The 12921-nt window shown below is 53.3% G+C and carries 11 protein-coding genes; 3 read left to right on the top strand and 8 right to left on the bottom strand.

The window, feature by feature from the left end; genetic code table 11:
* Window positions 1-657, top strand: a 657-nt coding sequence (locus AB7E14_RS02795) for a TonB-dependent siderophore receptor (RefSeq protein WP_428169312.1), incomplete at its 5' end; no start/stop codon positions are given.
* Between the two features lie 53 nt (window positions 658-710).
* On the opposite strand, the gene AB7E14_RS02790 is transcribed toward AB7E14_RS02795, so the two are convergent.
* The 4 genes from AB7E14_RS02790 to dhaK all read right to left on the bottom strand — a co-directional run bounded on the left by AB7E14_RS02790 (window position 711) and on the right by dhaK (window position 5677).
* Window positions 711-2417 carry an alpha,alpha-trehalase gene (locus AB7E14_RS02790; protein WP_316961736.1) on the bottom strand — a complete coding sequence of 569 codons (1707 nt, stop codon included), beginning with the start codon at window positions 2415-2417 and terminating at the stop codon, window positions 711-713.
* 102 nt (window positions 2418-2519) lie between these two features.
* Window positions 2520-3953, bottom strand: coding sequence for a dihydroxyacetone kinase phosphoryl donor subunit DhaM (dhaM, locus tag AB7E14_RS02785; protein WP_316961734.1), 1434 nt, complete (start codon window positions 3951-3953; stop codon window positions 2520-2522).
* Window positions 3954-3963: 10 nt separating this feature from the next.
* Window positions 3964-4596 carry a dihydroxyacetone kinase subunit DhaL gene (dhaL, locus tag AB7E14_RS02780; protein WP_044327699.1) on the bottom strand — a complete coding sequence of 211 codons (633 nt, stop codon included), beginning with the start codon at window positions 4594-4596 and terminating at the stop codon, window positions 3964-3966.
* A 10-nt stretch (window positions 4597-4606) separates the two neighbouring features.
* Window positions 4607-5677: a dihydroxyacetone kinase subunit DhaK gene (gene dhaK / locus AB7E14_RS02775; protein WP_316961733.1), complete on the bottom strand. Its 1071-nt coding sequence runs from the start codon at window positions 5675-5677 to the stop codon at window positions 4607-4609.
* Window positions 5678-5905: 228 nt separating this feature from the next.
* Here dhaK and dhaR point away from each other — a divergent pair, with 228 nt between their 5' ends.
* Entirely contained in the window at window positions 5906-7822 is a 1917-nt protein-coding gene (gene dhaR, locus AB7E14_RS02770; RefSeq protein ID WP_044327700.1) for a dihydroxyacetone kinase operon transcriptional regulator DhaR, read from the top strand.
* A 226-nt stretch (window positions 7823-8048) separates the two neighbouring features.
* On the opposite strand, the gene AB7E14_RS02765 is transcribed toward dhaR, so the two are convergent.
* Window positions 8049-8765, bottom strand: coding sequence for a YebC/PmpR family DNA-binding transcriptional regulator (locus AB7E14_RS02765; protein WP_043000457.1), 717 nt, complete (start codon window positions 8763-8765; stop codon window positions 8049-8051).
* A gap of 600 nt (window positions 8766-9365) precedes the next feature.
* On the opposite strand from AB7E14_RS02765, the gene AB7E14_RS02760 reads away from it, so the two are divergent.
* On the top strand, window positions 9366-9677 hold the full coding sequence (locus tag AB7E14_RS02760) for a hypothetical protein (RefSeq protein ID WP_316961732.1): 312 nt from the start codon (window positions 9366-9368) through the stop codon (window positions 9675-9677).
* Window positions 9678-10064: 387 nt separating this feature from the next.
* On the opposite strand, the gene gap is transcribed toward AB7E14_RS02760, so the two are convergent.
* From gap to AB7E14_RS02745, 3 genes are all read right to left on the bottom strand, one after another.
* The gene (gene gap, locus AB7E14_RS02755; protein ID WP_044326573.1) at window positions 10065-11075 is read right to left on the bottom strand and encodes a type I glyceraldehyde-3-phosphate dehydrogenase; all 1011 of its coding nucleotides are present in this window, start codon (window positions 11073-11075) and stop codon (window positions 10065-10067) included.
* Between the two features lie 78 nt (window positions 11076-11153).
* Window positions 11154-12134 (bottom strand): GlxA family transcriptional regulator, encoded by a 981-nt coding sequence (locus tag AB7E14_RS02750; RefSeq protein WP_043000461.1) that lies wholly within the window; start codon window positions 12132-12134, stop codon window positions 11154-11156.
* Window positions 12135-12339: 205 nt separating this feature from the next.
* Entirely contained in the window at window positions 12340-12693 is a 354-nt protein-coding gene (locus AB7E14_RS02745; RefSeq protein ID WP_044263774.1) for a helix-turn-helix domain-containing protein, read from the bottom strand.
* Window positions 12694-12921: the final 228 nt, after the last annotated feature.

Raw genomic sequence — 12921 nt, 5'->3', positions numbered from 1 at the left:
GAAGGCTTCAAACCGATTTCACCGCAGGGCACGCTGACGTCAAAAGAGGTGAAGCCGACAACCAGCAAACAACTGGAGGGCGGGGTGAAATACCTGCTGGCCGATTACGCGACCACGCTGACGGCATCCGTGTTTAACATCCGTCAGAAGAATGTTCTTTCCGCCACGCCAACCTGGGATTATCGGCAGACCGGGGAGATCGAATCAAAAGGCGCGGAACTGTCGGTGATTAGCCGACCAGGTGACAACGTCACGTTAGTTGCCAACTACGCCTATACTCATGCGATCAATACTGAAGACGAAACATACGAAGGCAAACGCCCGACACAGGTGCCGGAGAATGCGTTTAATCTGTGGGGCGATTACACCTTCGATGCGACCATACTGCGCGGGCTAACAATGGGCGCAGGGGCGCGCTATACCGGGCCGATGGAAATTGCGCCGGATAACAAGAGCGGTAAGCTCGGAGGCACAACGCAGTACGATCTCGCCGTGTCATATCAGTTAGGCGAGGCGCTGCCTTCATTGCGTGGCGTGACGTTAAAAGCCAGCGCGCAGAATATCACCAACAAAGAAACCTTCAGTTGCTACGACAGCACCAATTGCTGGATTGGTCGTGATCGTACCGTTCAGGTCGGGGCAAGCTACCGTTTCTGATCGCGTGAAGCGAAAACCGGCCTGGTATTTCCAGGCCGGTCAGGCGTTGGCTATTACGGCGTTGCCTGTTTTTGTGTCGGTTCGGTGGAGGTCTGGCGAGTCACCGGACGTTTTTCCGGCACGTTGTCGCATGGATTTTCCTTCGGACAGATCAGATCGAGCATTTTCAGCGTGACGCCGTTGCTCCAGCCAAAACCATCCTGTAACGGATATTCACCGCCGCCACCGCCGGTTCCTGTGCTGCTGACGTCATATTTTTCCACCAGCTTTTGCTCGCGATTGTAGGTGTGCTGCACGTTGGTCAGAAAACGCCAGCTTACCTCCATTGCCACCTCACTCTGTCCATAGTTCTGTAAGCCCTCGGTGGCGACCCACTGCAACGGCGCCCAGCCGTTTGGCGCATCCCATTGCTGTCCGCTTTTCACCGAGGTGGTGGCAAGCCCGCCCGGCTGCAGCAGATGCGCGCGAGTGGCCACGGCCATTTTGCTGGCGCGATCTTTCGAGGCCGCGTTGACATACAGTGGGAACAGGGCGGCAGCGGTCAGTTGATTACGCACCTGCTTGCTCTTCAGATCGTAATCCGCATACCAGCCTTCTTTGTCATTCCACAGGTAGTGCTCAATCGCTTTCTGTCTGGCGTTCGCCAGCGAATCGTACTGGTTGGCTTTTGCTTCATCCCCCGCGGCTTTGCTGGCGCGCGCGAGGATTTTTTCCATCTTGTACAGCAGCGCGTTAAGATCGACCGGAACGATGCTGGTGGTCCGCAGCGTGCCGAGTTGCTGTGGGTTATCCATCCAGCGCGAACTGAAATCCCAGCCGGATGCCGCCGCAGCGCGCAGATCGCGATAAATGTCGGTGGCCGGACGGTTTGGATTGCTTTTTGCCGTGGCGATATCCTCAACCCAGGATTCCGGTCGTGGCGTATCCCGCTCATCCCAGTAGCGGTTCAAGATGGTGCCATCATCCAGTTTCACCACCCGTTTGTTCTGTTGACCTGCCTGCAGCGTTTCGACACCTTCCATCCAGTAGAGATACTCTTTTTGCAGTTGCGGCAGGTATTTTTTCAGCGCATCGTCGCCGTCATGCTGCGCCAGCAGTTCCACCATCAGGGAGAAGAAGGGGGGCTGGGAACGGCTCAGATAGTAGGTGCGGTTGCCGTTGGGGATATGACCGAAAGCATCAATCTCCCAGGCAAAGTTCGCCACCATATCGGCAATTTTGTCCCAGTGATCGCTTTCGGCAAGTCCCAACATGGTGAAGTAGCTGTCCCAGTAATAGACTTCCCGGAAGCGCCCGCCGGGTACCACGTAAGGTTCAGGCAGTGGCAGCAACGAATCCCATTTTCCCGCGCTTTCGGTAGAGCGTGTTAATACTGGCCACAGCCCGTCGATATGTTCACGCAGCGATTGTCCTTCCGGTGGAACGTATTTTTCTCCCTCTTTTGGCAATGTGAAGTTGACGCTCACAAAGTGGCGTAAATCGAAACTGGATTGATTTTTTTGCATCCGGTAATCCGCAAGAATCATCAGCGGATCGCTGTTTGGCACGGCATCAGCAAAGGTCTTTTGATCGGGGAACAGTCTGGCATTCTGCACATCGTTAAACAGCGGGCCGAGCAAAATATCCGGCGGTTGCGGCGGGGTAACCGGCATCTCTTCTGCGTGCACAGACAGTGAAGAGAAGGACAGAAGGGTGCCGGAAACCGCTAATTTTATGACCCACGACAGCAAACCAGACGTGCAAAAAGCAGGGGTATGCATTGATTCATCTCCTTAGTGCGTACCGAAAAACGGTATCTACCATGAGAAAATCGTAGTCCAGGATCGCCGCCGGCGCGTTGTTACCCTCCTTTTTTTGCGACGTTACAGGGTTTTCCTTTCCCTGACGACGCGATTTTGCGCCACATCAAGGGTCAACCGCTCACCCGTCTGCACATCGTCAAGCGCGTCGCCCTGCTGGCATATCCAGGCGATGCCCATCTCGCGGGCGATCAAGGCGCCATGCGCGAGCGGACTGCCTTCACGCAGGCAAATGCCTTTCACCACGTTCGGGTCGAATTCCGGCACCGTTGAGGGAAACAGATTGTCGGCGACCAGGATGGCAGGCGCGGTGAAATCAGGCAACGTCAGCGGGCTTTGCAGCAAATGACGTAGCGTGCGATGCAGGAGATCGTCGATATCGATGTAGCGTGCCTGCAGATAGGCATCATCCAGTTGCCGATACTGCATGCTGAGGCTGCTCAGCACCTGCTGCCAGGCATATTCCGCCGTACAGTGTTCGCTACGCAGGATCCCGCAGGCGGTATCAAACAGCTCGGGATCGTCCAGCAACATATGGTGACCAGAGAAAATGGCTGCCAGATCGCCTGGCCAGTTTTCTTCCATGCGGGTGAGCAGCGTCATCAGATCGCGCAGGGTGAGATCCAGCGCGTTACGCAGTCGCGCCTGTTCTGCAGCGGGGCTGAGATCCGAGGCTTGTCGAACCGGCGGCAGCGTTGGGGTGTAACAGAACGCGCAGCCCGTGATCGCCTCCGTCGACGATGTGGTAATTGCGGCATCGTCCAGCGATTCACCAAAGTTCTCCGCAGCCAGTTGGCTAAATGCTGCGAGCGCGTCATCCGCCTGCGCTCCGCTTGCCAGCAAACGGATCGTGTCATTACAGCGAACCTGCAACAGCGATATCTGATTCAGGCTATCCGGCGTGACGCACTTGCCGTTTTTTTCCAGCAGCAGATCCGCGTCAAAGGCTGACAGCGTTGCCACAAGCCGGGACGCCGGACGAATGTGCAAACCGTTAGGGTTTTTGATCACCACGGACACTGATTTTGCCGCTGCGTCCGGTGTGCTAAAAACCGGAGTCATGCGGCGCTCATCAGCAGAAGAGGGTAAACCCAGTTGCTCGCGCTTAGCTTCAAGGGCGTTCGTCGCATCGGCGATGACCTTTTCGATATCCGCGCCCGCGGCGGCGCTCACCGTTGCCGCCAGCGTCCCTTCAACCAGTGGCGCGGCGCACAGTCGCACTTTCCCGGCAATGGTCGGGTCGAGAAGATCCAGCGCCGTTTCTGCACTGAGCAGAGCGCTGCCGATGTCCATCATCACCAGCACGTGGTCGGTATCAGCAACAGACTCGATCGCCTCCATCACCTTAATGGGGTCGGTACCAATGGGGTTTTGCGGATCGTCGATACCGGCGGCAACGGCGATTTTACAGTCGCCGCCCATTAACATCTGTTGCGCCAGTTCGCCCACCCCCTCACCGAGGCGGGCGCTGTGAGAGACTATCACCAGGTTTACCATCTTACTGTCCTTACTCTTTTGCTGCGGCTGCCAGCATCTGGATCATAAACATCACCGAGGTTGCGCCCGGATCCTGATGCCCGATGCTGCGCTCGCCCAGATAGCTGGCGCGACCTTTGCGGGCTTGCATCGTAATTGTGCTTTGCGCGGCGGCTTCAGCCTGAACGGCGGCGGCATCCAGCGCGGCGGTGACGGAGAGGTTCTGTTCGCTCGACTGGCGCAGTGACTCCGCCACCGGCACCCAGACATCGCACATCGTTTTATCACCCGGCTCGGCTTTACCCCGGCTGATCACGCCATCGGCGCCTTCACGGATCATGTGATAGAGTTCATTAAGCGACAAACTCTGGTGCGCCTGAGTGACCTGCGCGGCGCGGATAAAAAAGGTGCCGAACAGCGGGCCGCTGGCTCCCCCGACGTTTGACAGCAGCGTCATCCCGGTATTTTTTAAAATGAACCCAATATCTTTATCCGCAATGGACGGTAATTTTTCGACCACTTTGCTAAAGCCGCGATGCATATTCAAACCGTGGTCGGCATCGCCAATCTCGCGATCCAGCCCGGTGAGATAATCACTCTCTTTGCTGAAAATCTCCCCGCAGCGATAAAGCCAACTCACAATTTGTTCTCTGTTCAGTGACATGACGCTCTCCTTAGTTGCCCCAGTTCAGGCCTGGGGTATGAACCGGTGCGTCCCAGAGTGCCAGCGTCTCGTCATCCACTTTTAACAGGGTGATGGAAAAGCCGGTCATATCCAGTGACGTACAGTACGAACCAATCAAATTACGTTCGATAACGATACCCGCCTGCTGGCAGCGTTCGTCGAGGCGGTTATAGACGCCATACAGTTCAGAAAGCGGCGTGGCGCCGAGGTTATTGACCAGCGCGATGACGCGATCGCCACACTGCAAAGGCTGTTTGCCTTGCTTATCCTCCTGCCAGACGCCCTGAGCGGGATCCCAGTGGCGCAGCGTGCGGCTATAGGTGCCGTTTTCCAGCAGGGTATCGAACATCTCGTCAACGGTCTGATCGAGGGAGACGAAAGCGCGACGGTCGATGCCGGGCTCGCCGTGGATCCCGACGCCGAACTCCATTTCATTGTCGGCAAGGGTGAAAGAGGGCTGACCGGCGGCCGGAACCGTACAGGCAGCGAGGGCGATACCGATCGAATGGCCGTGATTATTAAGTTTACGGCCAAGTTCCGCACACGCTTCCAGGGAATCGCCGCGCTCTGCCGCCGCCCCGACCAGTTTTTCAATCAGCACGGTATTGGCGACGCCGCGTCGTCCGGCGGTATAGAGACTGTCTTTGACCGCCACGTCGTCATCCACCACCACAGTGGTGACTTTCACGCCACTTTCGTGCAGCAGTTCAGTGGCGGTTTCGAAGTTAAGAATATCGCCGGTGTAGTTTTTCACGATCAGCAGCACGCCTTCGCCGCCGTCAATCTGCATGGCGCATTCAAACATTTTGTCGGGCGTTGGGGAGGTAAAAATTTCGCCGGGGCAGGCACCAGACAGCATGCCCTGACCAATATAGCCGCAGTGCATGGGTTCATGCCCGCTGCCACCGCCGGAAAGCAGCGCGACTTTGCCCTGAACGGGGGCATCTGCACGGGTCACATACACCGGATCCTGATGCAGGGTCAGCGACGGGTGCGCTTTTGCGAGTCCAGCCAGTTGTTCACTCAGTACGTCTTCCACACGGTTAATCAGCTTTTTCATTCTCTTGCTCCGGGTCTTAGGCTCCAGGGGATCGATGGTGTACAACGCCACGGCGACCGCTCGCTGCCGATAACGTAATTGTGCCCCAGCGCGCGAAAAAGAAAATTCATCGATGTTATGTTCCAAAAGAGAACATTTATTTTGATGAATGTTCCATAACGGAACGTAAAAGCGCGAGATACCGCAGAATTGCGAGCGACCGCACCCTGAAATGAGGGAAAACAGACAATGAATAACAGCGTGAACATAAGCGATGAATCGAATATCCCTGAATTTATTCGCGACTCGTGGTTACGCTGCGGCAAAATAATGCAGCGTGATTTCTGGGCGCAACCGCACCGGGCACAGGGACTGACGTTTGATTCGATTTGTCGGCGTAAGACGGCGATGCTCACGCTTGGACAGGCGGCGCTGGAGGACGCATGGGAATACATGGCGCCGCGAAAGTGTGCGCTGTTCATTCTGGATGAGAGTGCGTGTGTGCTGAGCCGCTGTGGCGATCCAAAAACGCTCGGGCAACTGGCGGAACTCGGTTTTGTCGACGGCACCTATTGTGCCGAAAGCATCATTGGCAGTTGTGCGCTGTCGCTGGCCTCTGTCGTAGGGCAACCGGTAAAAACGCTGCCCGATCACCATTTTAAACATGCGCTCGGTGCGTGGTGTTTTTGCTCAACGCCTGTTTTCGACAACCATGGACGCCTCTTAGGATCCATTGCGCTGGGCTGTCCGGCAGATCACGCATCGCCTGCCGATCTGCCATTAACCCTGGCGATTGCGCGTGAAGTGGGAAACTCGCTGCTCACCGACAGCCTGCTTGCCGAATCAAACCGTCATCTCAATCAACTGTACGGTTTGCTGGAGAGCATGGATGACGGCGTGATGACCTGGAACGCGCAGGGCAGTCTGCAATTCATCAATGCTCAGGCGGCACGGCTACTGCATCTTGATGTGACGGCTGCCCATGGCAAAAACCTCAATGAACTCCTGACGCTGCCCAGCGTGCTGGTGCGTGCGATCCGCCATCAGCGCCCGCTGCATCATGTTGAGGCAACATTTGAAAGCCAGCATCAGTTCGTTGATACCGTGATTACCCTCAAACCGATTGTCGAAACGCAGGGCACCAGTTTTATTCTGCTGCTGCATCCGGTGGAGAAGATGCGCCAGTTGATGACCAGTCAATTAGGTAAAGTGAGCCATACCTTCGCGCAAATGGCGCAGGACGATCCGCAGACCCAGCGTATCGTTCATTTTGGTCGTCAGGCGGCGCGGGGCAGTTTTCCGGTGTTGTTATGCGGCGAAGAGGGCGTGGGTAAAGAGTTGCTGAGTCAGGCTATTCATAATGCCAGCGAACGGGCAGAAGGCCCGTATATTGCGGTGAACTGTCAGCTGTATGCCGATCAGGTACGGGATTTTATCGCCAGTACGGCGGGTGACGACAGCGAAGGGCGGTTGAGCCGCCTGGAATTGGCGCACGGCGGTACGCTGTACCTGGAAAAAATTGAGTATCTGGCGCCAGAACTGCAGTCGGCGTTGTTACAGGTGATTAAACAAGGGGTGATCACTCGCCTGGACGCGCGGCGGGTGGTGCCAGTTGACGTGAAAGTGATTGCCGCCACAACGGTGGATCTGGCGCGCCTGGTGGAACAAAACCGCTTTAGCCGCCAGCTCTATTACGCGTTGCACGCCTTTGAAATAATGATTCCACCGCTGCGACAGCGGCGTAACAGCATTCCTTCGCTGGTGAATCACCGCCTGCGTCGCCTGGAAAAACGCTTTTCGACCCGCCTGTTTATGGATGACGATGTGCTGACTCCGCTGATTGCCTGCGACTGGCCGGGGAATGACTTCGAGCTCAACAGTGTCATTGAAAATACAGCGCTGAGAAGTGACAACGGGCGTATTCACCTGAACCATCTGCCAGAATATCTCTTTAACGAGCACCGTGCCTCAGAACCCGCGACCGATCGTTTCTCTGCCAGCGTCGCTTTCAGTGATATTGAGAAAGACGCCATTATTCACGCGGCAAGGGTGACCGGTGGGCGGATTCAGGAGATGGCCAGCCTGCTGAAAATTGGCCGCACCACCTTGTGGCGAAAAATGAAGCAATACAATATTAACGCCGCGCATTTTAAGTTGAGTCCCTGATAAGCGGGATTGGTGCAGGAGAGTTTTGTAGGTTGCGGCAAAGGGGACCCATCACGGGTGCCCTTTGTGCGACCTGCAGTCTGGTACCAGGGAGACGGGTCTGTTCTGAACGGTGAGTCCAACGGGTCGATGGACACTATCCCTGATACCTGGCTAAATATGCTTCGTTATAACAACGTGATAAGGTTAAAAACCTGCCATAATGGCAGATTCCTTTCATTCTTAATTAGAGGTTTGCAACGTTATGATAGACTTTTTGAACATCATCGTCATCTTCAAGGGCATTAACAAGACCTTCAAAGATTTCTAAATCTTCTGGTGAAAGTTCAACTTCAGATTGAGCAATCATTTCTAATTCTGTTGTTGAGAATTCAGTAATACCTGCTGCTTTTAGCGCTGCAATTCCTTTGTGAAGGTCTGTAGGTTCAGTATAAATAACGATGTTTCCTTCTTCTTCGGTTACATCGCGAACATCAACTTCAGCTTCAAGCAAAATTTCAAAAATATGGTCAGGGTCTGTTCCTTTAAATACAATCACGCCAGTATTGTCAAACATATAGCTGACAGAACCTGCCGCGCCGATATTGCCGCCTTTTTTATTGAAAATTGTGCGGACATTAGCAATCGTACGGTTAACATTCGACGTTAACGTTTCAGCGATAACCATTGCACCATTGGGGCCAAAGCCTTCATAACGCCCTGGCACGAACGTTTCATCTCCGCCACCTTTGGCTTTATCAATGGCTTTATCAATAACGTGTTTTGGGACCTGTGCTTGTTTTGCACGTTCAATAACGAACTTTAAAGATGTGTTTAATTCAGGGTCTGGTTCACCTTGTTTAGCCGCGGCATAAATTTCTACACCGAACTTTGCATATACGTTAGATGTTGCACCGTCTTTAGCCGTTTTTTTAGCAACAATATTGGCCCATTTACGTCCCACTGGAATAGTCCCCTCGAAAATTTAATCACAAAGCATACAGGTTAATAACCTGCGTGCTTTTCCTTGTACATTATATCATGATATGTAAATTCTCGTCTATGAGAAATAAAAATATCCCATTTCATGGAGTGTTATTTTAATACTATTAATTGTTAATATTATGGATAAACTATATTCGAAATGTTTCTGGTTCTTTTTCTATTCTTAATAGTTGAACCGCAGCAATAATACATACGACAAGAGAAACAAAAGTGATCAACCTGGCAAAATACCTTTTTAAAGGCTTTCGATAACGCATTAACTACACAGCTATCAAAATGCTGGGTCTGGCATTATGCAGGCCACAAAAGAGATCGGATTCTGCAGGCTGTCATTTCAAATGGCATTCATGCAAGTACCGCCTTCGCCTTATATAACACGTTCACGTTTGCAGTTGGCTCGCAGAGGATAGACTGGCTGGTCCTCAGGACTGCTATGAACGATAAACGAAGGTCAGAAGCGCCTGAAAACTCGCTATCAGAAGAAATACTCTTCATTAACTACACCATGAAATACCTGTTGGTGATAAAGTTATATTTCTCATAACAGGAGATAAAACCAATGATTGTAAGAACCTGGCACGGCTGCGTTCCACTTGAACATGCGGATGGTTTTGCTCTGCATCTGGAGAAAACAGGAGTAGAGCATTCAAAGAGCATCCCAGGAAACATAGGCGCGTTTGTTCGCAGAGAAACGCAGGGTGGTTGGGAACATTTTTTTCTTGCTACCTACTGGCAGGATCTCCAGTCGGTGAAGGCGTTTGCTGGAGAAAACTATCACGTGGCGGTCACCTACCCGGATGACGAAGAATTTGAACTACTTTCTGATCCTTACGTTTTCCAGCATGTTGTTGAGTCCGTCTCACCCCTTTAATCCCATGTCGGGGCAACCTGTCTGTAACCCGGAAGTTGAATAACATCCGTACTAATTACTATCAGCAACGTCCGCTCATGGCACATAGCCGACGTGATATTGATTTCCCCTGGCGACGAGTTTTGCCCAACATTTCAAAGAAAATGTGGGCAGCATGTCGATGGACTACCCTATGCGTTAGCGCATGTTGTTGGCCTGCGATCGTCTGAAAAATACCGAAACATCGCCGTACTGATTGCCAACGCGTTGGATTACGAGTCTGACAGTGCGTTTGGTAAAGTCTTTAAACGTCTGATGGGCTGTTCACCCAGATTGCACCGCCAGGTAAGCGGCAGCAATTAAAAATCCACGCCAGGCGTGGATTTTTGAGGGGGCGAGAGCAGGGGATTAGTGTTCACGCCTTGCCATCAACAGTGCCAGGTCGACGAGGCGGTTGGAGAAACCCCATTCATTGTCATACCACGCCAGAATTTTGACCATATTTCCGCCAATCACCAGCGTCGACAGGCCGTCGATAATGGAAGAACGCGGGTCGCCCTGGTAGTCGCTTGAGACGAGTGGTTCATCGCTGTAACCGAGGATCCCTTTCAGTGGTCCCGCTGCGGCGGCTTCACGAAACGCATTATTGACCTCTTCAATCGTCACATCCCGCTCAAGCGTTACGGTTAGATCGACAATGGAAACCACCGGAACCGGTACGCGCAGCGAGTAACCGGTCAAACGACCATCCAGCTCAGGAATGACTTTGCCAAGCGCCTTCGCGGCACCGCTGGAGTAAGGCACAATCGACAGTGCGGCGGCGCGAGCGCCACGAAGGTCTTTTTCTGGCTGGTCATGCAGCGCCTGGCTGTTGGTATAGGCGTGGGTGGTGTTCATCAGACCATGCTTAATACCGAAATGCTGGTGCAGAACCTGCGCGGCAGGTGCCAGACCGTTAGTGGTGCAACTACCGTTGCTGACCACGACGTGTTTATCCGGGGAGTAGAGGCCATCGTTAACGCCCATCACGATGGTTAAATCTTCGTTTTTACCGGGGGCGGAGATAATCACGCGCTTTGCGCCACCGCTGTGGATATGCACCGCTGCTTTGTCGCGGTCAGTGAAGAAGCCGGTTGCTTCAATAACAATATCAACTTCGCTTTGACGCCATGGGATGTTGGCGGGGTCGCGTTCGCTGAACACGGTAATGGGTTTACCGTCAACGACAAGCTGCCCTTCACCGGCGGTGACGTCGGCGTCGAGTTTTCCGAGCAGCGAATCGTATTTCAGCAGATGCGCCAGTGTCTTACTGTCTGTCAGATCGTTGATTGCCACAATCTGAATATCCGGGTTACCCAGCGCTGCACGCAGTACGTTGCGTCCGATACGGCCAAAACCGTTAATACCGACCTTTACCATGATCAACTCCTTATCTGTTGTCTCTGAAGGTAATGTAGGTCGGTCATCAGTTGGCGTAAATGACAAAAAAGGATCACTTTACGCCATTTTACGACAGTGAAAGCGCTGACGATATTCTCCCGGCGTGAGCTGGAGCTGTTTTTCAAACAGTCGCCGTAGGTTAATGCTGCTGCCAAATCCCGTTTGTTCAGCGATACGATCCAGCGTCTCGTTGGTCTGCTCCAGACGCTGTCGTGCAGCAGCCAGACGGGCTTCGGCGACGTAACGGGCCGGCGAAGCGCCGGTTTCCCGGGTAAACACGCGGGTGAAATTACGCGGACTCATGGCGACTTTTGCCGCCAGTTTATCCACACTCAGGTCGGCGGTGAGGTTTTCGAGCAGCCAGGCCTGTAGATCGCTAATGGGGCCCTGGGTACTGCTCTGCTGAAGGTTATAGCGGCTAAACTGCAACTGGCCTCCGGGTCGGCGCAGGTACATGACGAAGTCCTGAGCGATGTCGCGTGCCAGACTGAAGCCGTAGTCCTCTTCAACCAGGGCAAGCGTCAGGTCAAAGCCGGAACTGACTCCGCCTGACGTCCAGATGTGTTCGTCCTGAATGTAAAGCGGACCGCCTTCGACGCGCACCTGAGGGAATTCTGCCTGCATAGTTTCCAGTAGCTTCCAGTGGGTGGTGGCTCGTCTGCCGTCCAGCAGTCCGGTTTGCGCCAGCAGCATCGCGCCGCCGCAAATGGATGCAATGCGACGGGCATGGGGAGCGGCAAGGCGCAGCCAGTCAACCACTGCAATCCCTTCCTGCGGATTTTGACCTCTGCCGGTAATAATGATGGTATCCAGAGGCTCACGAGGGTCAATTTCATGCAGGCGATGATCTGCCAGTAAATTTAAACCGGACTGACCATGGATCACCTGATGCGGTTGAGTTGTTGCTAGCTGCACCTGGTAACAGATGTCCGTAGCACCTTCCGGATGCAGGCGATTGGCCTGCATCAGAATGTCGGCAATACCAGCGGATTCAAACAGCATACCGCCATCGGGGACAATGATGAGTATCTTCTTCATGTCCTGAAAAGTAATCTTTTTACAGAATAAGTCAACAGCACAGACGCAGATGGAAGCGGTCTTATCCCTGCCGCAGAGACTGCCCCGCCTCTGACCGCCAGTAAACGGGCGGTGAATCGTGACAATAAGCGGCGAAGAGAGGGTCAATCAATTCATCAGGCTGGCGTAGAGGTATTCGCAGTGGCCCTGACCCCCGATAGAGGCATTACTGACATTGGCGTTTACTCAACGGGCAACCGGCATTGCGGCGCCATGCGCCGGGAGCCTGACCATACTGACGCTTGAAGCTGCGGTTGAATGACTGCTGAGAGTCAAAGCCCAACGCGATCGCCACGTTCAAAATCGGTTCGTCGCTGTGGGTTAAGCGTTCAACCGATTTTCGCAGCTTTTGCGCGCGAATATACCCGGCGATGGGATAACCCGTATGTTCTTTGAAAATGCGTTGAAGGTGCCATTTCGAATAACCGGCTCGTCTGGAAACGGTGTCGATGTCCAGGCGGTTATCAAGGTTGTTGTCGATCCAGTCGAGTAAATCGTGAATAAATGCGCCAGTGTTCATCTCGCTTCCCCCGGGCTGCGTATCAAAAAGCATCTTTATCTGTTGCATTTAAAGGTGGCTCCTTTTGAAAATAATTGCAAGTTTTATTGTTACATTTAAATCCCTGCCTGAAACAGGTCTTTTACATCCGCTCAAATAGCACATAAAGTGCAACAATTATTCTTGCACTTAGTTAAGCGCCTTCCTACAATCGCCGCGATAGTGTATTTGCAACTGTTACAGTTTTGT

Origin of the sequence: Citrobacter sp. (assembly GCF_050252275.1) — a bacterium.
Classification (GTDB): domain Bacteria; phylum Pseudomonadota; class Gammaproteobacteria; order Enterobacterales; family Enterobacteriaceae; genus Citrobacter_A; species Citrobacter_A amalonaticus.
Note: the sequence above shows the minus strand (reverse complement) of the source record. Positions and strands in the feature narration are given on the sequence as shown.